The following is a 23,742-nucleotide window of genomic DNA, read 5'->3' on the forward strand; positions in this document are numbered from 1 at the left end:
CTCTCCCCGCAACGTTTGCCGTGGTAGCGAGTATAGCAGCAATAGCCCCCGAATTACGAACCCATAAATAACCAGTCCCATATGGGACTATGATGGAAAGGTATTCTGTTTAGAATGGTCGTCAATGAGTTCGCATTAAAATTATCCGCCAACTGTAAATATCCAGGCGGCGCAATTAATCTATGAGGCCATTCAATGAAATTAACCCTAATTGCTAAACATCTGGCGCTTGCCGGTGTGTTGACGTCGCTGTCGCTTTCCTCGTTTGCGGAAGTACAGCCGCAGGATGCCACTGCCACGACCCGGCAGGTAAATAACGCCCTGTATAACAAATTACCGTTTGCCGATAAAACCGACTTTGAGAACGCCCATAAAGGTTTTATCGCCCCGCTGCCGCAAAACATGATTAAAGGCGAGCAGGGGAACGTTATCTGGAACCCGGCGAAATATGATTTCGTGAAAGAGGGTGAGAAAGCCCCGGATACGGTAAACCCGAGCCTGTGGCGTCAGTCACAGTTGATCAACATTGGCGGGCTGTTTAAGGTCACCGACGGCGTGTATCAGATCCGTAATCTCGATCTCTCCAACATGACCATCATTGAGGGCGAGAAGGGCATTACCGTTATCGACCCGCTGTTAAGCGCTGAACCGGCGAAAGAAGCGCTGGATCTCTACTATGCAAACCGCGGCAAGAAACCGGTCGTCGCTGTGGTGATCACCCACAGCCACGTTGACCACTATGGCGGCCTGCGCGGCGTGGTTGACGAAGCTGACGTCAAGTCTGGCAAAGTGAAAATCTACGCGCCGGATGGCTTTATGAAAGAGGCGGTTTCCGAAAACATTATGGCCGGGAACGCGATGAGCCGTCGTGCGAGCTATATGTACGGCAACCTGCTGAAGCCGGATGCAAAAGGCCAGGTGGGTGCAGGCCTTGGCACCACCACCTCTGCGGGTACTGTCACCCTCATCCCGCCGACCGACTACATTACCCATACCGGTCAGGAAGAAGTGATCGACGGTTTGACCTACGACTTTATGATGGCGCCGGGTTCAGAAGCTCCGTCGGAGATGCTGTGGTATGTCAAAGAGAAGAAAATGATCGAGGCCGCAGAGGACGTAACTCATACCCTGCACAACACCTACTCCCTGCGCGGCGCGAAAATCCGCGACCCGCTGGCCTGGTCTAAGTACATTAACGCCGCCATTGAGCGCTGGGGGGCGGACGCAGAAGTGATTATTGCGCAGCACCACTGGCCGACCTGGGGCAACGAGAATATCGTCAAGCTGATGAAAGGCCAGCGCGATATGTATCGCTACATCAACGACCAGACCCTGCGTATGGCAAACAAGGGGCTGACCCGCGACGAGATCGCCGCCGAGTTTAAACTGCCGGAATCGCTGGAAAAACAGTGGGCGAGCCGCGGTTACTACGGCTCCGTTAGCCACGACGTCAAAGCCACCTACGTGTTTTATCTCGGCTGGTTCGACGGCAACCCGGCAACCCTCGACGAGCTGCCGCCTGAACAGGCTGCGAAGAAGTTCGTGCAGTACATGGGCGGCGCTGATGCCATCATGCAGAAAGCCAAAGCGGATTATCAGCAGGGTAATTACCGTTGGGTTGCTCAGGTGGTCAGCAAAGTGGTCTTTGCCGATCCTAACAACCAGGCTGCCCGTAATCTGGAAGCCGACGCGCTGGAGCAGTTAGGTTACCAGGCGGAAGCGGGCACCTGGCGTAACTTCTACCTGACCGGCGCGCAAGAACTGCGTAATGGCGTGAAGAAGCTGCCGACGCCGAACACCGCCAGCCCGGATACCGTGCGGGCGATGACCCCGGAAATGTTCTTCGACTACCTGGGTGTGCACATCAACGGGGTACGGGCCGGTAACGCGAAGGCGGTCTTCAATGTCGATCTCGGTAAGGATGGCGGCAAATACAAGCTGGAGCTGGAAAACGGCGTGCTGAACCATACCGCCAACGCGCAGGCGAAGGATGCCGACGCAACTATCGCGCTGGACCGTACCACGCTGAACAACATCATCCTTAAGAAAGAGACGCTGAAGCAGGCGATGGATAAGGGTGACGTGAAGGTGAGCGGAAACGGGGCGAAGCTGGAAGAGATGCTGAGCTACATGGACACATTTGACTTCTGGTTCAATATTGTGACGCCATAAGTTTAGCGTTCATCCTGGTTAATCCTGGCGCCTTGTTGCGATAAGGCGCCATTTTTTTATTCACGCATTGCCAGCGCGCTGGCGCTTGCCGGATCGAACAGCGAAATACTCTCGATCTGATCCAGCATGATCACTTTGCGAAAATCCATGGCGCTTTTGGGCTCTGAATCGAGCGTAATATCATGCTCGGCATACCATTTGCTGTAGTTATGTTCGATACAGAGCTGCATGTTTTTCCCGTCACGGTAGCCGCTCAGCATCGGAATAAGCACGATATTGGCCGTTTTTTCATACTCCAGCGTGGCGGTATGGATCATCCCAATATAGATCCGCCGCGATTTCAGCGTGACGTGCGCCAGTTCACCTTCCTCCATGCACTGATAGAGCAGCTGTTCAATCCCGCTCGATTGCGCCAGCCGCTTGTAGAGCTTTTTTCGGCCTTCGCCGTCCAGCCGCGCGCTCCCGGCCCAGTTCGAGCGGTAGAGACAGAACAGGATCGCGAAGGTCAGCATTACCACCACCGGGGCCTGAATCCCCAGGAAGCTCCAGTTCATAAAATCAATTTGCCAGTCGGCATATTTTGCAGACGTGAAATGGAACGTGTTATCGGCGGCGGAGAGGGCGAACAACAGCAGCCACAACAGGCCGGTGGCGATCACTCCCTGAAGAACAAAAATACAGCCATACAGCGCCACAAGAAAATAGACGTCCCAGCCAAAGGAGCGCTTGATTTTAAACCGTGTTGAGAGGTCGCGGCTGGTGTACCAGTACCCGCATACCATCAATACCATGAATATTGCCGTTCCCATTTCAGGCCCTCTTCAGCGCGTTGACATGGCGCAGAAAGTCCTGCCGCACCTCGTGGCTTTTGTAGTTAACCGAGGCGTTTCCATCCTGATCGATGATGATGCGGTCGCCATCCTCTACGGCTTCGATAATTTCCTGGTGACTCATGACCTGCAACAAGGATTCCGGGCTGGAAAAGAGCGTCATCAGTAAATGTTTCATCGTGTGACATCCTTATGAATTAAAAGGATAAGTCTGGAAGATAAATGGCACCTTTGCCTTAAGGTTATCCCTAAAAAAACGGCAGCCTGGCGGCGAAATTCAACTTTATGCTCAAAATGGTTGCGCGAGGTAACATTTCAGGTATTTGAAAAATAATAAGAATAAAAAATATATCTGCGCAAACTTGGACAAATAACGTTAATTGTGTAAGTTTAAATTATGCGATTTCGCTACGTTGTTTACACCCAGGATGTGACCCATGAGCACGTTGCCGTCCGTCATCAGTCGGTTCGTTGATTACTACGCCACGCTGGATACCCAGCCACCTTCGGCGCTGGCGGGAATTTATCGCGCCGATGCCACGCTTATCGATCCCTTTGGCGAACATAGCGGGGTGTTCGCGATCCAGCGCTATTTCACCCACTTGCTGGCTAACGTCCAGCACTGTCGCTTTACCGTTGATGCGCCGTTGCAGCAGGGCGATCGCTTTGTGGTCACCTGGATGATGCACTGGTCGCACCCGCGTATTGCCCGGGGTGCAGTGCGACAGCTGCCGGGCTGCTCCGTGGTAGACATGCGCGACGATCGCATTGTTCGCCAGCGGGATTACTACGATGCCGGAGAGATGATTTACGAACATCTCCCGATACTCGGCTGGGCCGTGCGCGGCGTGAAGCGGAGAGTGAAATCATGAAAACGGTTCTGATCACCGGCGCAAGCTCGGGCATCGGGGCGGGGCTGGCGAAATCTTTTGCCGACGATGGTTACCGGGTGATTGCCTGCGGGCGCGATGCGCAACGTCTGGCCGCTGTGCATCAGCACAGCCCCAACATCACGGTGCGCCTGTTCGATATGACAGACAGGGACGCCTGTCGCCAGGCGCTGGCGGACTGTGCTGCCGACACGGTGATTCTCTGCGCCGGAACCTGCGAGTATCTCGACCGCGGCGAGGTGGATGCCGAGCTGGTGGCGCGGGTCATGACCACCAATTTCATGGGGCCGGTAAACTGCCTTGCGGCGTTGCAGCCGCAGCTGGTATCCGGCAACCGCGTGGTGCTGGTCAGTTCGATGGCGCACTGGCTTCACTTCCCGCGAGCCGAAGCCTATGGGGCCTCTAAAGCGGCATTAACCTGGTTTGCCGACACGCTGCGCCTCGACTGGGAACCGAAAGGGATTGCCGTCACGGTCGTTTCACCCGGTTTTGTCGACACGCCGCTGACCCGCAAAAACGATTTCCCGATGCCGGGCCGGGTCAGCGTGGGGGACGCCGTCCACGCCATTCGTCGCGGTCTGGCAAAAGGGAAGGATCACATCGCGTTTCCCGCCGGGTTCAGCCTGGCGCTGCGCCTGCTTTCCGGCCTGCCCGATGTACTTCAGCGCGCACTGCTGCGCAGGATGGTGCGACCATGAAAATCGCAATTATCGGCAGCGGCATCGCCGGGTTAACCTGTGCCTGGCGGCTCGCCGGACATCATCAGATCACGGTGTTTGAGGCGCAGGCCACCCCGGGCGGCCATACTGCAACGGTAGATGTCGACACGCCCCAGGGTACCTTTGCCATCGATACCGGTTTTATCGTCTACAACGACCGCACCTATCCGCGCTTCATGGGGCTGCTCAGCGAACTGGGCATCAGCGGGCAAAAAACGCAGATGAGTTTTTCGGTACATAACCCGCAGAGCGGGCTGGAGTATAACGGGCACACGCTGACGTCGCTGTTTGCCCAGCGTCGTAATCTGCTGAACCCTGCCTTCTGGACGCTACTGAAGGAGATCGTGCGCTTTAACCGGCTGGCGAAACAGACGCTCCGGGGCGAAGTCGATGGATCCGCCACGCTGGAAACATTCCTGCGCCAGCACCGCTTTACGCCCTTTTTTGCGCGCCACTACATCCTGCCAATGGGAGCGGCTATCTGGTCGTCGTCGCTACAGGAGATGAAACGCTTTCCGCTGCCGCTCTTTTTACGCTTTTTTGAAAACCACGGTCTGCTGGACATTACCCATCGTCCGCAGTGGTACGTCGTGCCAGGCGGCTCCCGGGAGTATATCCGCGCGATGATGGACAAGCTTGGCGATCGCCTGACGCTGCACCTCAACGCGCCGGTTCAGAAGGTTGTTCGCCACGATCGTGGCGTCGATATTGAGCGGGAAGGCGTCACTCACACCTTCGATCAGGTGATCTTCGCCTGTCACTCTGCTCAGGCGCTGGCGATGCTCGCCAGCCCAACGCAGGCTGAACGTGAGGTGCTGGGTGATATCGGCTGGCAGCGTAACGAGGTGGTGCTTCACAGCGATCCGCGCTGGCTGCCGGTGCGCAAGCGCGCGTGGGCGAGCTGGAACTACCGCCTCAGCGAGCAGGATCGGGCTAGCGCCTGCGTCACCTACAACATGAATATCTTGCAGGGACTGCCGCCGGGTAGCCCGCTGTTTTGCGTCACCCTCAACCCGGAAACGCCGGTGGAAGAACGCTATGTGCTGCGCCGCTTTGTCTATGAGCATCCGCTTTTTAACCCGCAAAGCTGGCAAGCCCAGGCCCGACGCGGAGAAATAAACGGTCGCCAGCGGAGCTGGTTCTGCGGCGCGTACTGGTACAACGGCTTCCACGAAGATGGCGTACGCAGTGCGCTGGACGTGGTAAACGCTATCGCGGCCGGGGAGGGCAACTGAGATGAACAGCTGCCTTTACCACGGCACATTGCGCCATCGTCGGCTTGCGCCAAAAGCGCACCACTTTACCTACAGCGTCTTTATGGCCTGGCTCGATCTCGATGAGCTGGACGCGCTGCCCTCCGTCGGCGTGCGCCGTAACCGCGTTGCGCCCGCGGCATTTTATGATGCGGACTACCCGTTGGGCACGCCGCTCAAAGAGCACGTCCTTGAGCGTCTGGAAAATCTGACCGGCGAGCGTCCGGCGGGGCGGGTCATGCTTCTGACTCAGCTGCGCTATTTCGGTTTTCATTTCAACCCGGTCAATTTTTACTACTGCTATGACGGCGAAGACACTCTGCGCTGGGTTCTCGCCGAAGTGCGTAACACGCCGTGGAATGAACGACATTACTACGCGGTAGCGGGGCGGGACGCCCCGCCGACGGAGAAAGCTTTTCACGTCTCGCCCTTTAATCCGATGGATATGGTTTACCACTGGCGCTTCAACAGCCCGGACAGCACGCTGCGCATGCATATCGAAAACCATCAGGAGACGAAGGTGTTTGATGCCACCCTGACGCTACGCCGGGCGCCGCTGACGCGCGCAGCGCTGCGTTCGCTGCTGGCGCGGATCCCGTTGATGACCCTCAAAACCGTTTTCGCCATTTACTGGCAGGCGCTCAGGCTGTGGCTGAAGCGCGTGCCGCTGCATAACCATCCCCTCAGCAGGAGTGAACGCTCATGACCGATCCCGTCTTTGCGCTTGAACCCGATATCCCGCGCAACGTCCGCGTCGCGCGATGGTTGCTCTTCCGCCTGCTGAACGGTCTGCGCGGTGGCTCGCTGACGCTGCGTGAAGGCGCGCAGACGTTCCAGTTCGGCGACGCCTCCGCCGCGCTTCATGCTGAGGTGCAGGTACTTGCTCCGGGCGTCTACTGGCGCATTTTAACCGGGGGCAGCCTCGCCGCGGCACAAGCGTGGATGGATGGCGACTGGGAGACGCCCCACCTGACGCCGCTGCTGGAGCTGATTGCACGTAATAGCCAAATCCTCGGGCAACTGGAAAAAGGGTTTCGCCTGCTCGGGAAACCGGTGGAGCGGCTACGGCACTGGATGCGGCGCAACTCCCGCGCTCAGGCGCGTGAAAATATTGCCGCCCATTACGATCTGGGCAACGCCTTCTACGCCCATTTCCTTGATGAAGACCTGCTGTACTCCAGCGCGCTGTTTAACGGGGACGAGCAGGATTTGAACGCGGCTCAGCAGGCGAAAATGGCCAGGCTGTGCGACCAGCTGGCGCTCACGGCAAACGATCATCTGCTGGAGATTGGCACCGGCTGGGGGGCGATGGCGGAATACGCCGCCCGTCACTACGGCTGTCGGGTGACCACCACCACGCTGTCGCAGGAGCAGTACCACTGGGCCACCGCGCGGATCGCCCGGGCAGGGTTGCAGGATCGCGTTGAGGTGCTGCTTTGCGACTACCGCGATCTGACCGGGGTTTACGACAAACTGGTCTCGGTTGAGATGATCGAAGCCGTCGGCCAACGCTACCTGCCAACGTTTTTCCGTACCTGTCAGGCGCGTCTGCGTCCAGGCGGGCGGATGGCGATTCAGGCCATCACCATTCAGGATCAGCGCTATCGCGACTACAGCAAAAGCGTCGATTTTATTCAGCGCTACATCTTCCCCGGCGGCTTTTTGCCCAGCATCACCGCCATGAATGAACTGATGACCCGCCATACCGATTTTGTGGTGCGTAATCTCTTCGATATGGGGCCGGACTACGCCCGCACGTTGGCGCACTGGCGTCAGCGTTTCGTTCACGCCTGGCAGGAGATTGAAAAGCTCGGGTTTGATGACCGTTTCCGGCGGATGTGGCTGTACTACCTCGGCTACTGTGAAGCCGGGTTTAATGCCCGCACCATCAGCGTGGTGCAGCTGACTGCGGAACGCGTATGAAGCGTTACGGGCAGGTATTTCTGTTGGCCATCGGTTTTGATCTCTACTGGACGCTGGTGGTGCTGTTTCGCGAGCAGGGGCTGGTCATCTGGATCACGCTGGCGGTGCTTGCCTGGCTGTTATTACCGCCATCACACCGGGTATACGCCCTTGTGCTGGCGGCGTCGGGTGCGCTGCTGGACGCCCTCTGGGCGCTGACGGGGCTGATTGCGTTCACAGGCGCGTCCCTGATGCCGCTATGGATGGTGGCGCTGTGGCTAATGTTTGCCACCGTCTGGACGCACCTGACCCGCACGACCACCTTGCCAGGATGGTTGCTGACGGTGCTGGCGACTCTGGGCGGACCGGTAGCCTACCTGATCGGCGAGCATCTTGGGGCCATTACGTTTCAGGAGCCGACCTTTATCGTCGTCAGCTGGATGTTCCCCGGCTGGCTGGTGCTGATGCTGTTTTTCCACCTGTTGATGGGGAGACAACAATGAGAAATCTGGTACTGATGCTCGCGTTATCCGTCTTCACCTGTACCGTGCAGGCGGCAGACTGGCTGAGCTGGCGCAAGGTGGGTGACGCCACCCTCACCTGGGGGCCGTTTACCGTCTATACCTCTCAGCTTCTGACGCCCGACGGCAGCTATACAGGATTAGACGGCGATAATGCGCTGATTATCACCTATGCCCGGGACATCGATGGTGACGACCTGGTCGAGGCGACCCGCGACCAGTGGCAGGCGCAGGGCATTTTGCAGCAGGAGCCGCAGAGTGAAGCCTGGCTACGCATGCTGTCCACGCTCTGGCCCGACGTCACGCCCGGCACGCAGCTCGCGTTTGTGGTTAATAACGGCCAGGGACAATTCTGGTATCGCCCCACGGCGTCGCAGAAAAAATTTACGCCACTCGGGCCACGCCAGACGGCAGCGTTTAGCTCACGCTTTCTGGCGATATGGCTCGATCCCCGCACCGAATATCCTGAACTGCGTCAGCAGTTAACTGGAGGAGCACAATGAAACGTTTCCTGCTAGTGGCGCTTGCCCTGACGATGCTGGTGGCCGGATGTAGCACCGAGGTGACAGAGTATCGTCAGCAGCAGCCACGGCTTGATATTTTTACTTACTTCCAGGGGAAAACCGAGGCGTGGGGGATGGTGCAGGATCGCAGCGGTAAGCAGATCCGCCGTTTTCACGTCGAGATCGCCGGGGATGTTATCGGCGATACGCTGACCCTGAACGAGCATTTTGTCTACGATGACGGCGAAAAGCAGCAGCGCGTCTGGCATATCCGCCGCGTTGGGCAGAATCGCTATGAAGGCACGGCGGGTGACATAGAAGGTGTTGCGACAGGCCAGGCGGCGGGCAATGCCCTTAACTGGCGCTACAGCATGAACGTGAAGGCGGACGGCAAAACCTGGCTGCTGCACTTTGATGACTGGATGTATTTGCAGGACAGTACCCGTCTGTTCAATAAAACGGAGATGAAGAAATTTGGCGTCACCGTCGCCACGGTGACGCTGTTCTTTACCCGCAAAGAGGGCGGTTAATTCTCTTCGGGCTGAAGTTTACTGCTTGAGTAAATGAAGAAGAGCGCAATACTCAGGCAGACGACGGCCCCGAAACGGCTCACTGAAAACGGAATGGCTTCATTGTTCAGCCAGCCAAAGTTATCAATCAGCATGCTCATGGCCAGCTGGCCCAGGATAACCGCTACCGTGGCAACAGCGGTCCCGATGCGCTGCACCGCGAGCACCATAATCACGATATAGGGCACGCCGCACAGGGCGCCCAGAAGCTGCCATTTGGGTACATCCATCAGGCTGACCGCCTGTTTCGGCTCAAAAAAGAAGATCAGCAGGGCGGTCACCAGCGCGCCGACGGAAAACGTCAGAAACGCGCTTTTGAATACCCCCACGCTGCTGCCTAATTGCCCGTTAATGGCAGCCTGAATGCTCAGCGTTGCGCCGCCAATCACCGCCAGAATAATCATAATCACTGTCATAACGTTACCCCTGCGCCACGAGAATGAGCGCGGCGATGATAAATCCCAGCGCAATAATGCGTTTTGTATCGATCCTGCGGTGCGGCGTACCCAGCAGGCCATAGTGGTCAATAATCAGGCTTTTAAAAACCTGGCCTGCCAGAATGCCGATCATCGTCATGGCAATGCCGATCGCAGGCGTGGCAATGGTGAGAATGATGACGTAAACCGGGCCGAGCACGCCGCCCAACAGGTGCCATGAAGGCTGCGCAAAAAATGAGGGACTGTTGCGGGGGCTGAAAAACAGCATCAGCAGAAACGTTAGCCCCGTTCCCACGCTAAATATGCTGAACGCCGCCCACAGGTCGCCCACCTCTGCGCCCAGCGGCCCCAGCAGCCCGGCTTCCACGGACAGCCCTATGCCACCGGCAATCACCAGTAAAATTAAAATAATGTGCATAACGCTTTTTCTCCTTTTTCCAGGCGGTGAAGATTACGTCTGAACATCATTGAGAAAAATGCCATAATGCAGGAAACACCTGTGCAGGAAATGCATTAATGATGGATGCCGGACATATCAGCATTCGCGCGCTGCTGATCTTCATCGACGTTTATGAAACGCAGAATTTCTCCGTGGTGGCGAGGCGGGAAGGGATTTCTGCGTCGCAGGTCTCACGCGTGATCCACCAGCTTGAGGACGCCCTCGGGCAACAGCTTTTCTACCGCAACACGCGGGCGATTATGCCCACAGAGAGCGGGCATCTTTTTGTGCGCTATGCCCGGGCAATGGCCGGGAATATGGAGGACGCGCGACGCGAGCTGGATGAACGCGCCCGCGAGCCGTCGGGCACGCTGCGTATCAATGGCCCGGTCTTTTTCGGACAGAGGCACATCGCGCCTGGCCTGCCGGGGCTTCTGGCGCGTTACCCTCGTCTCTCCATTGAACTGACCCTCACCGACGATTTTATCGATCCGCACCGTGACGCCGCGGACGTTATCTTCCGCATCGGCGCGCTGACGGACTCCTCGTTTCACGCCCGGGTGTTTGGTCAGCAGTTCTACCATCTGGCGGCCTCGCCGGACTATCTGCAAAAACATGGCGCGCCCGAGGGGCCGGACGATCTCAGCCTTCACCACTGTCTGGTTTACCGCGGCTCGTCCGGGCCTAACCGCTGGCTGATCCGACAGCCGGGCGAGGCGTGGGTTCACTATCCCATCGTACCGCTGATGACTTCCAATAACGCGGAAACGCTCCTGATTGCGGCGCTGGGCGGTATGGGCGTTGTGCTTTTCCCGGACTGGATGGTGAGCGAACGACTCAAAAGCGGTGAGCTGGTGGCACTGCTGCCGGAAATGGAGTGTTCAATTAATACGGAGCCATTGACGATTGCGGCGATTTACCCGAACGCGCGTCATCCGCCCCTGAACGTCAGGGCGGTGATAGATTACTATATTGAGCGATTCGGTACGCCGCTGTACTGGCAAACCTGAAGGTTAGCGGGCAAGCTCGCGACGGATAATGTCAGCCCCGGCGCTTAACGCCTTCAGCTTACCGTTGGCGACCTGGCGGGAAAGGGGAGCCATACCGCAGTTGGTGGACGGATAGAGCTTATCTGCATCAACAAACTGCAACGCCTTGCGCAGCGTATCGGCGACCTCTTCAGGCGTTTCGATGGTCTGGGTGGCGACGTCAATTGCCCCGACCATCACTTTTTTACCACGGATAAGCTCCAGCAGATCCATTGGTACGCGCGAGTTGTGGCACTCCAGCGAGATAATATCGATCTTTGAGGTCTGCAACTTTGGAAACGCCTCTTCATACTGGCGCCACTCGGAGCCGAGCGTCTTTTTCCAGTCCGTATTGGCTTTGATGCCGTACCCGTAACAGATATGTACCGCGGTTTCGCATTTCAGTCCTTCAATGGCGCGCTCCAGCGCGGCAATGCCCCAGTCATTCACCTCGTCGAAAAAGACGTTAAAGGCAGGTTCATCGAACTGAATAATGTCGACACCGGCCGCCTCCAGCTCGCGGGCTTCCTGATTAAGGATTTTTGCGAACTCCCAGGCCAGCTTTTCACGGCTTTTATAGTGAGCATCGTATAGCGTGTCGATCATGGTCATCGGGCCGGGCAGCGCCCACTTGATCGGCTTGTCCGTCAGCTGGCGCAGGTATTTCGCGTCGTCAACAAACACCGGTTTCTGACGCGCCACCGCGTCTACCACGGTCGGCACGCTCGCATCGTAGCGGTTACGGATGCGTACCGTCTGACGGTTCTCAAAATCCACGCCGCTGAGATGTTCAATAAAGGTGGTGACGAAATGCTGGCGAGTTTGTTCCCCGTCGCTGACGATATCAATCCCGGCGCGAATCTGTTCATCCAGAGACAAACGTAGCGCATCCTGTTTCCCTGCAAGTAATTCCTCGTCCTGGAGTTTCCACGGCGACCAGAGCGTTTCCGGCTGCGCAAGCCAGGTGGGTTTCGGCAGGCTGCCAGCCGTCGATGTCGGGAGCAATGTTTTCATGAGAAGAACCTTTTATCCGTATTAAATGAAAGCGTGAAGTGATGAGACCACTGCTCAAGAAGGGTTTTGTAGGGTTTGATAAACCGCTCTTCGGTATATTTCCCCTGTTCAATGGCCAGCCGGCTGCGCTCTTCACGGTCATAGACGATTTTTGTTAATGAGTGATCCTGCTGATTCAGGTCGGGCTGATAGCACTGTCCCGCAGCGGAATTGGCATTGTAAATTTCCGGTCGATAGATCTTCTGGAACGTCTCCATGGTGCTGATGGTGCCGATCAGCTCCAGATTGGTGTAATCACGCAGTAAATCGCCGGTGAAGAAGAAGGCGAAAGGCGCGACGCTGTTTTCCGGCATGAAATAGCGAACCTTCAGGCCCATCTTCGCGAAGTACTGTTCCGTTAGCGACTCGCCGTCCGGCTGGTACTCATACCCCAGCACCGGGTGGTGGTTACCGGTACGACGATAGGTGTCTTTGCTGGAGACGCTCAGGCAGATCACCGGCGCTTTTTTGAAGTTCGCCTGATATTCCGCAGAATGAACGAAGCTTTTAAAGATATTGCCGTGCAGCTCGCCAAAATTCTCGGGGAGGGTAAAACGGGGTTGATCTTTATTATGCTCCAGCAGCAGGACGCTGAAATCATAGTCACGAACATACGATGAGAAGTTATTCCCGACGATGCCTTCGATGCGCTCGTGGGTCATTTTATCCACAATCGTCGTTTGCAGAATTTCGATGGCCGGGAAAGTAAAATCGCCGCCGATATTCATATCGACTGAAATAATCTCCAGCTCGACGGCATAGCGGTCCGCCTTTGGGTTATCCCAGCTCGCCAGCGCGTTAAAGCGCTTGTTGATCATCACCAGCGTGTTGCGCAGGTTCTCCTGACGCTTCTCGCCACGCGCCAGGTTGGCGAAGTTGGTGGTGGTACGCGTGTTTTCTGACGGGTTATAGTTTTCATCAAAGCAACTGCGCTTAAGGGTAAATGTGAAAGCCTGACTCATTTGGTTATGCATCCTAAGTTCATGTTGCCGGAACGTTATCAATGCATAATTTATGCCTGAGCCCCTGGCGCAGGGGAAGTGACTTAATTTCACTGCAACATGAGGGTTCTTCATGAACTGCGCGATTCAGGTATAATCCCCCGACATTTCCAACCGGTTTAAACGAACATGACAAAACTCACCCTGCAAGAGCAGATGCTGAAAGCGGGCTTAGTCAGCAGTAAAAAGATGGCGAAGGTCCAGCGCACGGCGAAAAAATCCCGCGTCCAGGCTCGCGAGGCGAGAGAGGCTGTTGAAGAGAACAAGAAAGCCCAGCTGGAGCGTGATAAGCAGCTGAGCGAACAGCAAAAACAGGCGGTGCTGGCAAAAGAGTTCAGGGCGCAGGTGAAGCAGCTGATTGAGATGAACCGCATCACCGTGGCGAAGGGCAACATTACCTTTAACTTTACCGACGGCAACCTGATCAAAAAAATCGAGGTCGATAAGCAGACGCAAACCCAGCTGATCAACGGCCGTCTGTCGATTGCCCGACTGGTAATTAATGCGAAGGGCGACTGTGATTACGCGATTATCCCGGCGGTGGTGGCGGATAAAATTGCCCAACGCGATGCGGACAGCATTGTGCTTAACAGCGCGCTGAGTCAGGAAGAGCAGGACGAAGACGATCCGTACGCAGACTTTAAAATCCCTGACGATTTAATGTGGTAATCCCCGCTCAGAATGGCGCGGCGTGACAGGCGTTTATCGTCTCGCCGCTCAGCGGATGAATAAAATTCAGAACGCTGGCATGCAGCATCAACCGGGGCGTTTCTTCCGCGCCCGGCCATTCCAGACCACCATACAGATCGCACCCCAGAATAGGGTGGCCTAACTGCTGGCAGTGAATGCGCAGCTGGTGGGTGCGCCCGGTCTCCGGGGTAAGCTCAACCCGCGTTAGCGGCATTGTCGTATCCTGAGAAATACGTTCCACCACCCGATAGCGCGAGCGAGCGGGCTTACCGGTGCGGGCACAGATCGTCATCAGCGGAAACAGTGCCGGATCTTTGGCAATCGGGGCATCCACGGTCCCTTCGTCCTGTTCCACATGTCCGCACAACAGGGCGGTGTAAACCTTGCTCACGGCGCGCTGGCTGAACTGGTGACAAAGCGCGGCGTTAATCGCCTTGTTACGCGCAATGACCATCAGGCCCGAGGTGCCAAAATCAAGGCGATGCACCAGCGTGCAGCCAGGAAAGGTTTGCACCAGACGATGGTGAACGGAATCACGGTTTTGCGGATTTTTCCCCGACAGGCTGAGCAGACCGGAAGGTTTGTTGATCAGCAGCAGATGCTCGTCCTGCCAGAGGATCTCAATGTCGTCGTGACAGGGTGGTGCAATAAACGTATCGATAATGACAGACATCAGGCCGCCGGGCTGGAGAGTGGGTGCGGATGATAACGAAATATGCAGGAAAAGAAAAACCCTCCCACCGGGCGGTGAGAGGGGGAGATCTTAGGCAGCGACCAGGCTGTCGATAGCGGCTTTCGCGTCGGACTGCGCTTTGGTAGCCACTTCCGGGCCGTAAGCGATACCTTCAGCGAACACAAAGTTCACGTCGGTAATGCCGATGAAGCCGAGGAACAGGGTCATGTACGGCGCCACCAGGTCGGTTGGGGTATCTTTGTGAATACCGCCGCGGCTGGTCAGTACAACCGCACGCTTGCCTTTCACCAGACCTTCCGGGCCGTTCTCGGTGTAACGGAAGGTTACGCCAGCGCGCGCCACCAGGTCGAAGTAGTTCTTCAGCTGGGTAGGAATGTTGAAGTTGTACATTGGGGCGTTGATCACGATAACGTCGTGCGCCTGCAATTCAGCAATCAGCTCGTCGGAAAGCGCCAGGGCTTCCTGCTGACGCGGGGTAAGAGGCGCATCGCTCGGACGCAGCGCGCCAACCAGCTCGCCGTCCAGCACAGGAATTGGGTTTGCCGCCAGGTCACGCACGGTGATTTCATCCGCGCTGTGCTGTTCACGCCACTGTTCAACGAAATAGTCAGACAGCTGACCAGACTGTGAATACCCTGCCAGAATACTGGATTTCAACACTAATACTTTGCTCATGGGAAATTCCTGTTTTGTATTTGATTGAGGGGGTTGCCCCGTTGCTTGTTGACACTTTATTCACAATCCTGCCACAGGGATAGCGCAATATATCGAAGCCTATGTTCGAATTTTTTGAATAAGGCGCGCAAAGCGCTGATGTGGTACTCTATAGCAATCATTAAAAAGAGATTTTATCCGGCAGTGCACTGCCCGTTAACGCTATGACAGAACACCAAAAATTGACCTTCCCGATGCTGATGCAAAAGCTTGATTCGCTGATGCTGCGCGATAAACAGCGGTTTGCGCGCCGTCTGCACGGCGTTAAGAAGGTTAAAAATCCTGATGCACAACAGGCCATTTACCAGGAAATGGCCAAAGAGATTGAACAGGCGGCAGGGAAAGTTGTGCTGCGTGAAGCCGCACGCCCGGAGATTACCTATCCGGAAAACCTGCCCGTCAGCCAGAAGAAACAGGACATTCTTGAGGCCGTACGCGACCACCAGGTGGTGATCGTCGCGGGGGAAACCGGTTCAGGTAAAACCACCCAGTTGCCGAAAATCTGCATGGAGCTGGGCCGCGGGTTGAAAGGGCTGATCGGTCACACCCAGCCGCGTCGTCTGGCGGCGCGCACCGTGGCGAACCGTATTGCGGAAGAGCTGCAAACGGAGCCGGGCGGCTGCATCGGCTACAAGGTGCGATTCAGCGACCACGTCAGCGATAACACCATGGTTAAGCTGATGACAGACGGTATCCTGCTGGCGGAAATCCAGCAGGATCGTCTGCTGATGCAGTACGACACCATCATCATCGATGAAGCGCACGAGCGCAGCCTGAACATCGACTTCCTGCTCGGCTACCTGAAAGAGCTGCTGCCCCGGCGTCCGGATCTGAAAATCATCATCACCTCTGCGACCATTGACCCGGAGCGTTTCTCAAAACATTTCAACAATGCGCCGATCATTGAAGTCTCAGGCCGAACCTACCCGGTTGAAGTGCGCTATCGCCCGATTGTGGAAGAGGCGGACGATACCGAGCGCGACCAGCTTCAGGCCATCTTCGATGCCGTCGACGAGCTGGGCAACGAGAGTTCTGGCGACATTCTGATCTTCATGAGCGGCGAGCGCGAGATCCGGGATACCGCCGATGCGCTCAGCAAACGCGATCTGCGCCATACCGAGATCCTGCCGCTGTACGCGCGCCTGTCCAACAGTGAGCAGAACCGCGTGTTCCAGCCGCACAGCGGACGCCGCATCGTGCTGGCGACCAACGTGGCCGAAACCTCGCTCACCGTGCCGGGCATTAAATACGTGATCGACCCGGGTACGGCGCGCATCAGCCGCTACAGCTACCGAACCAAAGTTCAGCGCCTGCCGATTGAGCCGGTTTCCCAGGCGTCGGCTAATCAGCGTAAGGGCCGCTGCGGCCGCGTGTCGGAAGGGATCTGTATTCGTCTTTATTCGGAAGACGATTTCCTGTCGCGCCCGGAGTTTACCGATCCGGAAATTCTGCGGACCAACCTGGCATCCGTTATCCTGCAAATGACCGCGCTGGGGCTGGGCGATATCGCCGCCTTCCCGTTTGTGGAAGCGCCGGACAAGCGCAACATTCAGGACGGCGTGCGTCTGCTGGAAGAGCTCGGGGCGATTACCACCGACGAGCAGGCGACGGCCTACAAGCTAACGCCATTGGGCCGCCAGCTTAGCCAGTTGCCGGTCGACCCGCGTCTGGCGCGCATGGTGCTGGAGGCGCAAAAACACGGCTGCGTGCGCGAGGCGATGATCATCACCTCGGCGCTCTCCATTCAGGATCCGCGCGAGCGCCCAATGGACAAGCAGCAGGCGTCGGATGAAAAACACCGTCGCTTCCACGATAAAGAGTCTGATTTCCTGGCCTTTGTGAATCTGTGGAACTACCTGGGCGAGCAGCAAAAAACGCTCTCTTCAAATCAGTTCCGCCGTCAGTGCCGGGTGGATTTCCTCAACTACCTGCGCGTGCGCGAGTGGCAGGATATCTACACCCAACTGCGCCAGGTGGTAAAAGAGCTGGGCATTCCGGTCAACAGTGAACCGGCGGAGTACCGCGAAATTCATATCGCCTTGCTGACCGGCCTGCTGTCCCATATCGGGATGAAGGATGCGGATAAACAGGAATTTACCGGCGCACGCAACGCGCGTTTCTCCATCTTCCCGGGCTCCGGGTTGTTTAAAAAGCCGCCGAAGTGGACCATGGTCGCCGAGCTGGTGGAAACCAGCCGTCTGTGGGGGCGTATCGCCGCGCGTATCGATCCGGAGTGGGTTGAGCCGGTGGCGCAGCACCTGCTGAAACGCTCATACAGCGAGCCGCACTGGGAGCGCGGGCAGGGCGCGGTGATGGCGACGGAAAAAGTCACCGTCTACGGCCTGCCGGTGGTGGCCGCGCGTAAGGTTAACTACAGCCAGATCGATCCGGCGCTGAGTCGCGAGCTGTTTATCCGCCATGCGCTGGTGGAGGGCGACTGGCAGACGCGTCATGCGTTCTTCCGCGAAAACCTGAAGCTGCGCGCCGAGGTGGAAGAGCTTGAGCACAAGTCCCGCCGCCGCGACATTCTGGTGGACGACGAGACGCTGTTTGAGTTTTACGACCAGCGCATCAGCCACGATGTGATCTCGGCGCGCCATTTCGACAGCTGGTGGAAGAAAGCCAGCAAAGAGACCCCGGACCTGCTCAACTTTGAAAAGAGCATGCTGATCAAAGAGGGCGCGGAGTCGGTCAGCAAGCTCGACTACCCGAACTTCTGGCATCAGGGCAACCTCAAGCTGCGTCTGACCTATCAGTTTGAGCCGGGGGCCGACGCGGACGGCGTGACCGTTCATATTCCGCTGCCGCTGTTAAACCAGGTCGACGAGAGCGGGTTTGAGTGGCAAATTCCCGGCCTGCGCCGCGAGCTGGTCATTGCGTTAATCAAATCCCTGCCTAAACCGGTGCGGCGTAACTTTGTGCCGGCGCCGAACTACGCCGAAGCGTTTTTGGGCCGCGTCACGCCGCTGGAGCTGCCGCTGCTGGACGCGCTGGAGCGTGAGTTCCGACGCATGACCGGGACCACCATCGACCGCGACGACTGGAACTGGGATCAGGTGCCCGATCACCTGAAAATCACCTTCCGCGTGGTGGACGATAAAAACAAAAAGCTGCTGGAAGGCCGCTCGCTTTCGGAACTGAAGGACGCCCTGAAGGGCAAAGTGCAGGAAACCCTGTCTGCCGTGGCGGACGACGGTATCGAGCAGAGCGGGCTGCACATCTGGAGCTTTGGTCAGCTTCCGGAAAGCTATGAGCAGAAGCGCGGGAACTATAAGGTCAAAGCCTGGCCCGCGCTGGTGGATGAGCGCGATAGCGTGGCGATTAAGCTCTTTGACAATCCGCAGGAACAACAGCAGATGATGTGGCGCGGGCTGCGTCGACTGCTTCTGCTTAACATCCCGTCGCCGATTAAGTATCTGCACGAGAAGCTGCCGAACAAAGCCAAGCTGGGGCTCTACTTTAACCCGTACGGTAAGGTGCTGGATCTGATCGACGACTGCATCTCCTGCGGTGTGGATAAGCTGATCCACGAGGCGGGCGGTCCGGTCTGGACGGAAGAGGGCTTTGCTCAGCTTCATGAAAAGGTGCGCGCGGAGCTGAACGACACCGTGGTGGAGATTGCCAAACAGGTCGAGCAGATCCTTACCGCCGTGTTCAATATCAACAAGCGCCTGAAGGGGCGGGTGGATATGACCATGGCCCTGGGGCTGTCGGACGTGAAGGCGCAGATGGCGGGGCTGGTGTATCGCGGCTTTGTGACCGGCAACGGCTTTAAGCGTCTGGGCGATACGCTGCGTTATTTGCAGGCGATTGAGAAGCGTCTGGAGAAAATGGCGGTCGATCCGCATCGCGATCGCGCGCAGATGCTGAAAGTCGAAAACGTGCAGCAGGCGTGGCAGCAGTGGCTCAACAAACTGCCGCCAGCGCGTCGCGATGACGACGACGTGCGGGAGATCCGCTGGATGATCGAGGAGCTTCGCGTCAGCTTCTTTGCCCAGCAGCTCGGTACGCCGTATCCGATTTCGGATAAGCGTATCTTGCAGGCGATGGAGCAGATCTCCGGCTAAAACCGTTACCCGGTGGCGCTGCGCTTACCGGGCCTACGGGAGAGCATGTGGGCCGGGTAAGGCGCAGCGCCACCCGGCATGTTTTCACGCACTGCTCCAACCGCCGCCCAGCGCTTTATACAAATCAATTTGCGCCAGCAACAGGTTGTTTTTCACCTGTACCACGCTGGTCTGCACCGAGAACAGCGTGCGCTGCGCATCGAGCACATCCAGATAAGAAGAGTATCCGTTGCGGTAGCGGTTTTGCGCAATCCGCAGCGTCTCCTGCGCGACCGCCTGCTGTGCCAGCAGCTCGGTAAGCTGTTCCTGATAGCGGGTGATGGCATCAAGGCTGTCATTCACCTCAGCAAACGCGTTACGCACGGTTTTTTCGTAGCTATACAGAGCCTGATTCCGCTGGGACTGGGAGATATCCACCTGCGCATTCAGCGCCTGACGGTTCAGCAGCGGCGCAAGAATACTGCCGCCCACGCTCCAGAGCTGTAGGGGGTTATCCAGCAATCCCGACAGCGTGCGATCCTGCACCGATCCCGTGGCCGTGAGGTTGATTGACGGCAGCAGGCTGGCGCGCGATGCCGCCAGCGTCGCGTCTGCCGCAATCAGCTGACGTTCCGCCTGAACGATATCCGGGCGCCGGTTGAGTAGTGTCGACGGCAGCTGGGAGGGCAGTTTCAGCGGCGTCAGGGCATCAAAGCTTTCACCGCGCGCAACGTCACCCGGGTTGCTGCCCAGCAGCAGGCTAAGCGCATTTTCCTGCTGTGCAATCTGGTGCTGAAGCAGTGGAACCTGGGCGCGGGTGGCGCGCAGCTCAGAATCCGATTGCATCAGCTCAAGGCGAGAGCTGTATCCCGTCTCAAATTGTCGTTTGGCGAGATTGAACGCCTCTTCACGCGACTTCAGCGTGGATTGGGTAACGCGAAGCTGTTCATCCAGCGACAGCAGGGTGACATACCCGGAGGCCACCGATGATGCGACGGTAAGATCAGCCGCCGCTGCCGCCGCCTTTTGTGCCTCCAGCGATGCTTCAGCGGCACGGGAGGTGCTACGGTTTACGCCCCAGATATCCACGTCGTAGCTGGCGGTCAGGCTGCCTTTGTACAACGTACCGTATACCGGAAGCCCCGTGGCGGCGGACTGCGAGCGTGCGCGCGTCCCGGTCACGCCCGCGTCAAGCGACGGGAACAGACTGCCGTCGGCGGCGAACACCCGGGCCTGGTACTCGTTAATCCGCTCGCGTGCAATCAGCACGTCGCTGTTGTTCTTCAGCGCCTGATCCACATAGCGGTTCAGATTGCTGTCGTGAAAATTTCGCCACCAGAGCTGCTCTGTCGGGCTGGCTGGCCCCGACGTCGCGCGCCACTGGGCCGGTATGTGCAGGGACGATTTGGCGGGCTCAACGTCAACCGACTGGCATCCCGCCAGGATAGCCATCATCAGCAGGCCGGCTATCGGGCGAAGCGTCATTGTTTCGCCTCCCGCGTGTCGATGGTCACCTGCACCGACATGCCAGGGCGCAGCAGACGGTACGCCTCCGGCTCACCGAGTACTTCAATGCGTACCGGGATGCGCTGGGCGATTTTAACAAAGTTGCCCGTGGCGTTATCCGGGGTGATAGCGCTGAACTCGACGCCTGTTGCCGGGGATATGCTCTCCACGCGGCCCTGATAGGCTTTATCGTTTAAGGCATCGACGGTGAATTTCACCGGCTGTCCGACGCGTAAATTCGCCAGCTGCGTCTCTTTGATATTGGCGATCACCCAGTGCTGCGGCGGGACCAGCGTGGTAAGGTGCGTCCCGGCGGCGACGTACGCCCCCAGACGCACTGCAATCTGCCCGAGCTGACCATCACGCGGCGCGACAATCCGGGTGTTTTGCAGATCGATCTGCGCCAGCTCCAGCGCGGCTTTCGCATTCTCAACGTCGGCCTCCAGCGAACCGCGATTGACGATAACCGTTTGTAAATCCTGACGCGACATCTCAAGCGTTGCTTTCGCCTGGTCGATATCGGCGCTCCCCTGGGCGGCACTGGCCAGTGCCGAATCGCGCTCGCGAATGGAAAGGGAGCCGTCCGCGGTCAGCTCTTTCACGCGTTTCAAATCCGCCTGGGTTTTCAGACTTTGGGCACGGGCGTTTTTCAGCGCCGCCTCGTTTTTGGCAATCACCGCTTCCGCACTTCTGCGCTGTTGCAGGTTGTTATTAAGAGCTGCAATTTTCATTGCCAGCTGCGCCTCGGCCTGATGGACGCGCTGGCGATAGATACGGTCATCTATCTGCAACAGCAGCTCGCCTTTTTTAACCTGCGCGAAATCCTGAACATGGACCTCGGTAATGTAGCCGTTTACCTGAGGACTGATGAACGTAGTCTGGCCGCGCACGTAGGCGTTATCGGTAAACTGGGCATGACGCGTGAACGGGGGCAGCTGCCAGGCATAAAGGATCACCAGTACCCCGACAATGCCGATAGCCGCGGCGGTGAAAATGGACACGACGCGCACGTTTTTACGGGTGTTGGCCTGCTCTTTGGCGGCATCCTGCTGACTCATAACCTCTCCTGAAAAATAGTCATTACTTGTTGCCAGTGGCGTTCTTAAGGGCCATACGGGCGGTGATGCGCAGGCGCAGCAAGCGCCATAAAATCCAGACCAGCGTGGCAGTGGCAATGCTCGCCGTCAGGAGATAAGTATCGTTGTAAGCCAGAATATTTGCCTCAAGCGCCGTCACCGTCTGGAGCTGGGTAATGGCCTGGGTTCCCAGCAGGGAACTGTCGCCAATCAGGCTTTTGTACATCTGGGTGTAAAGCTGAATGCGTTCGTTCACCAGCGGGTTAAGGGTGGTGAGCTGGTCAGCCAGCAGGCTGGAATGGTACTTCTCGCGCCAGGTCTGGAAGGTGCCGAGGATCGCGGAACCCAGCAGGCCCCCAAGGTTCTGACTCATGCCAAACATCACGGAAAAGCTGACCAGGTTGCGCGGGTCGGCGATCACCCCGCCAATGGCTGCCAGCATCGCAGGCGCGAGGAAGAAAGAGCTGCCGAAGCCCAGCAGGAACTGGCTGAAAATAAGCTGATCCGGCCGGGTCAGGTTGTTGGACTGGCTGTCCAGCAGCGAGGCGACGATCATCAGCACCAGCGAGGTGATTATCGGCCAGGCCAGTTTAGTGGGCTTAATCGTCAGACAGCTGGTGACGATACCGCAGACGATCCCGGCGAAAATAGCCCACGCCAGATGGGTCATCTGTTCATTCTGTAGGCCCACATATTGCAGCCAGCCGATGACGCCCGTGTTCTGCTCCGCCAGTACGATGCGGATCAGCAGCATAATCAGCCCCAGGCGTACGATGCTGCCGCTGGACAGCCAACGGGTATTAAGCAGCGGGTTGCTGCGGTTATGTTCAAACACGATCGCAGAGACAATCAGCACCAGCGAGAGGGCCAGCGCCCAGCCGATCCACGGCGCTTCAAACCACCAGTCCAGACGCCCTAGCGACAGAACCGCGCACAGCAGCGCCATGCCGGGCGCAAGCAAAAAAAAGGTAATGAAATCTTTCTTCTCGAAGACTTTGCGCCGATCGCCCGGCGGCAGCTTTAGCACCATCACGCAGGCCAGGGAGATCAGGGCCAGACCCAGCTCGAAGAAGTACAGCCCGCGCCACTCATCAAGCTGTAACAGCTCGGTGGAGAACAGCCGCGCCAGCGGGATCGCCAGCGACGACCCGGTAATGCCAATGGTCAGCGCCTTCAGTCGATGCTTTGCGGGCCAGGCCTGGATCTGGTAATAAATGCCGAGCGAGCTGAGCGCGGCGGCGACCATCCCGTGTGCCGCCCTTACCATCAGCGCCGAGCTAAGATCGTTCACAAACAGGTGGAAAAAGGTGACCAGCACATACAGCACCAGGAAGCCTTCCGTAAAGGCGCGCAAACCGTACTGCTGGCGAAACTTTACCAGCAGCAGGTTGATGGAAACGTTGGTCATGACATAGACGGCAGGCAACCAGGCGATTTCAGTCGACCAGGCGCCAAAAGTGCCTTGCAGATTTTGCAGATTAGCGGTGACGACCGCGTTACCCAGCGCCCCGGTCAGACATACCAGCAGGCCGACCACGCCATAGGCGATCCGTTTTGGGGTTGGATGTTCCGGGGTGGAAGGGGAACCCAGCAGGGCGGGTTTCTCGTGTGGCTGCCACTCGCGAGGAGCATAAGGGTCGCGTTGGGGCAGGCGCATAACGTGGTTTACCTTTCAAAATGTTGAATTGTGAGCGGGCTA

General features: G+C 57.5%; 23 protein-coding genes. 12 read left to right on the forward strand and 11 right to left on the reverse strand.

The window, feature by feature from the left end; all coding sequences use genetic code 11:
- Nucleotides 1–195: 195 nt before the first annotated feature.
- Nucleotides 196–2,172 carry an alkyl/aryl-sulfatase gene (locus SK47_RS09770; protein ID WP_023324603.1) on the forward strand — a complete coding sequence of 659 codons (1,977 nt, stop codon included), beginning with the start codon at nucleotides 196–198 and terminating at the stop codon, nucleotides 2,170–2,172.
- A gap of 56 nt (nucleotides 2,173–2,228) precedes the next feature.
- Here the strand turns inward: SK47_RS09770 and SK47_RS09775 are convergent, their stop codons facing one another.
- Both SK47_RS09775 and SK47_RS09780 read right to left on the reverse strand, forming a co-directional pair.
- Nucleotides 2,229–2,981: a hypothetical protein gene (locus SK47_RS09775; RefSeq protein WP_022651152.1), complete on the reverse strand. Its 753-nt coding sequence runs from the start codon at nucleotides 2,979–2,981 to the stop codon at nucleotides 2,229–2,231.
- A 1-nt stretch (nucleotide 2,982) separates the two neighbouring features.
- Complete coding sequence (locus tag SK47_RS09780) at nucleotides 2,983–3,180, reverse strand: hypothetical protein (RefSeq protein ID WP_003857318.1); 198 nt, start codon at nucleotides 3,178–3,180, stop codon at nucleotides 2,983–2,985.
- A gap of 259 nt (nucleotides 3,181–3,439) precedes the next feature.
- Between SK47_RS09780 and SK47_RS09785 the strand changes: the two genes are divergently transcribed.
- The 8 genes from SK47_RS09785 to SK47_RS09820 are packed head-to-tail and all read left to right on the forward strand — an operon-like array spanning nucleotide 3,440 to nucleotide 9,320.
- Nucleotides 3,440–3,874 (forward strand): nuclear transport factor 2 family protein, encoded by a 435-nt coding sequence (locus SK47_RS09785; RefSeq protein WP_003857316.1) that lies wholly within the window; start codon nucleotides 3,440–3,442, stop codon nucleotides 3,872–3,874.
- Nucleotides 3,871–4,590, forward strand: coding sequence for an SDR family NAD(P)-dependent oxidoreductase (locus SK47_RS09790; RefSeq protein WP_023324604.1), 720 nt, complete (start codon nucleotides 3,871–3,873; stop codon nucleotides 4,588–4,590). The genes SK47_RS09785 and SK47_RS09790 overlap by 4 nt, the downstream gene beginning before the upstream one ends.
- Nucleotides 4,587–5,846 carry an NAD(P)/FAD-dependent oxidoreductase gene (locus SK47_RS09795; RefSeq protein ID WP_045336202.1) on the forward strand — a complete coding sequence of 420 codons (1,260 nt, stop codon included), beginning with the start codon at nucleotides 4,587–4,589 and terminating at the stop codon, nucleotides 5,844–5,846. The genes SK47_RS09790 and SK47_RS09795 overlap by 4 nt, the downstream gene beginning before the upstream one ends.
- A 1-nt stretch (nucleotide 5,847) precedes the next feature.
- Nucleotides 5,848–6,570, forward strand: a complete 723-nt coding sequence (locus SK47_RS09800; protein WP_048244026.1) for a DUF1365 domain-containing protein — start codon at nucleotides 5,848–5,850, stop codon at nucleotides 6,568–6,570.
- The gene (locus SK47_RS09805) at nucleotides 6,567–7,787 is read left to right on the forward strand and encodes an SAM-dependent methyltransferase (RefSeq protein ID WP_003857310.1); all 1,221 of its coding nucleotides are present in this window, start codon (nucleotides 6,567–6,569) and stop codon (nucleotides 7,785–7,787) included. Before SK47_RS09800 ends, SK47_RS09805 begins: the two co-directional genes overlap by 4 nt.
- Complete coding sequence (locus tag SK47_RS09810; protein ID WP_048244028.1) at nucleotides 7,784–8,269, forward strand: DUF2878 domain-containing protein; 486 nt, start codon at nucleotides 7,784–7,786, stop codon at nucleotides 8,267–8,269. Before SK47_RS09805 ends, SK47_RS09810 begins: the two co-directional genes overlap by 4 nt.
- A complete protein-coding gene (locus tag SK47_RS09815) occupies nucleotides 8,266–8,790 on the forward strand; it encodes a chalcone isomerase family protein (RefSeq protein ID WP_023314102.1) in 525 nt (174 codons plus the stop codon). The genes SK47_RS09810 and SK47_RS09815 overlap by 4 nt, the downstream gene beginning before the upstream one ends.
- On the forward strand, nucleotides 8,787–9,320 hold the full coding sequence (locus SK47_RS09820; protein ID WP_023314103.1) for a DUF3833 domain-containing protein: 534 nt from the start codon (nucleotides 8,787–8,789) through the stop codon (nucleotides 9,318–9,320). The genes SK47_RS09815 and SK47_RS09820 overlap by 4 nt, the downstream gene beginning before the upstream one ends.
- Here SK47_RS09820 and SK47_RS09825 read toward each other — a convergent pair.
- Together SK47_RS09825 and SK47_RS09830 are read right to left on the reverse strand one after the other, a co-directional pair.
- Nucleotides 9,317–9,775 carry a DMT family transporter gene (locus SK47_RS09825; RefSeq protein ID WP_023314104.1) on the reverse strand — a complete coding sequence of 153 codons (459 nt, stop codon included), beginning with the start codon at nucleotides 9,773–9,775 and terminating at the stop codon, nucleotides 9,317–9,319. The genes SK47_RS09820 and SK47_RS09825 overlap by 4 nt on opposite strands.
- Before the next feature lie 4 nt (nucleotides 9,776–9,779).
- Nucleotides 9,780–10,214, reverse strand: a complete 435-nt coding sequence (locus SK47_RS09830; RefSeq protein ID WP_048244030.1) for a DMT family transporter — start codon at nucleotides 10,212–10,214, stop codon at nucleotides 9,780–9,782.
- A 98-nt stretch (nucleotides 10,215–10,312) separates the two neighbouring features.
- Between SK47_RS09830 and SK47_RS09835 the strand changes: the two genes are divergently transcribed.
- Entirely contained in the window at nucleotides 10,313–11,245 is a 933-nt protein-coding gene (locus SK47_RS09835; RefSeq protein WP_032634166.1) for a LysR family transcriptional regulator, read from the forward strand.
- 3 nt (nucleotides 11,246–11,248) lie between these two features.
- On the opposite strand, the gene SK47_RS09840 is transcribed toward SK47_RS09835, so the two are convergent.
- Together SK47_RS09840 and SK47_RS09845 are read right to left on the reverse strand one after the other, a co-directional pair.
- Nucleotides 11,249–12,277, reverse strand: coding sequence for a methionine synthase (locus SK47_RS09840; RefSeq protein ID WP_003857302.1), 1,029 nt, complete (start codon nucleotides 12,275–12,277; stop codon nucleotides 11,249–11,251).
- The gene (locus SK47_RS09845) at nucleotides 12,274–13,278 is read right to left on the reverse strand and encodes a DUF1852 domain-containing protein (protein WP_048245058.1); all 1,005 of its coding nucleotides are present in this window, start codon (nucleotides 13,276–13,278) and stop codon (nucleotides 12,274–12,276) included. The genes SK47_RS09840 and SK47_RS09845 overlap by 4 nt, the downstream gene beginning before the upstream one ends.
- Nucleotides 13,279–13,446: 168 nt before the next feature.
- On the opposite strand from SK47_RS09845, the gene SK47_RS09850 reads away from it, so the two are divergent.
- Nucleotides 13,447–13,986, forward strand: a complete 540-nt coding sequence (locus SK47_RS09850; protein WP_048244032.1) for a DUF2058 domain-containing protein — start codon at nucleotides 13,447–13,449, stop codon at nucleotides 13,984–13,986.
- Nucleotides 13,987–13,993: 7 nt separating this feature from the next.
- Here the strand turns inward: SK47_RS09850 and SK47_RS09855 are convergent, their stop codons facing one another.
- Nucleotides 13,994–14,680, reverse strand: a complete 687-nt coding sequence (locus SK47_RS09855; RefSeq protein ID WP_048244034.1) for an RluA family pseudouridine synthase — start codon at nucleotides 14,678–14,680, stop codon at nucleotides 13,994–13,996.
- Between the two features lie 90 nt (nucleotides 14,681–14,770).
- Complete coding sequence (gene azoR / locus SK47_RS09860) at nucleotides 14,771–15,376, reverse strand: FMN-dependent NADH-azoreductase (protein WP_003857298.1); 606 nt, start codon at nucleotides 15,374–15,376, stop codon at nucleotides 14,771–14,773.
- A 203-nt stretch (nucleotides 15,377–15,579) separates the two neighbouring features.
- Between azoR and hrpA the strand changes: the two genes are divergently transcribed.
- Entirely contained in the window at nucleotides 15,580–19,482 is a 3,903-nt protein-coding gene (hrpA, locus tag SK47_RS09865; RefSeq protein WP_023314108.1) for an ATP-dependent RNA helicase HrpA, read from the forward strand.
- An 84-nt stretch (nucleotides 19,483–19,566) separates the two neighbouring features.
- Here hrpA and SK47_RS09870 read toward each other — a convergent pair whose 3' ends face one another.
- From SK47_RS09870 to SK47_RS09880, 3 genes are read right to left on the reverse strand one after another with little or no spacing between them, the layout of a single operon-like run.
- A complete protein-coding gene (locus SK47_RS09870; protein ID WP_023324614.1) occupies nucleotides 19,567–20,946 on the reverse strand; it encodes an efflux transporter outer membrane subunit in 1,380 nt (459 codons plus the stop codon).
- The gene (locus tag SK47_RS09875) at nucleotides 20,943–22,025 is read right to left on the reverse strand and encodes an HlyD family secretion protein (RefSeq protein ID WP_003857294.1); all 1,083 of its coding nucleotides are present in this window, start codon (nucleotides 22,023–22,025) and stop codon (nucleotides 20,943–20,945) included. The genes SK47_RS09870 and SK47_RS09875 overlap by 4 nt, the downstream gene beginning before the upstream one ends.
- A 22-nt stretch (nucleotides 22,026–22,047) precedes the next feature.
- Nucleotides 22,048–23,700: an MFS transporter gene (locus SK47_RS09880; protein WP_048244036.1), complete on the reverse strand. Its 1,653-nt coding sequence runs from the start codon at nucleotides 23,698–23,700 to the stop codon at nucleotides 22,048–22,050.
- Between the last annotated feature and the right edge of the window lie 42 nt (nucleotides 23,701–23,742).

Source organism: Enterobacter sp. BWH52, from assembly GCF_001037565.1.
GTDB lineage: Bacteria > Pseudomonadota > Gammaproteobacteria > Enterobacterales > Enterobacteriaceae > Enterobacter > Enterobacter hormaechei_C.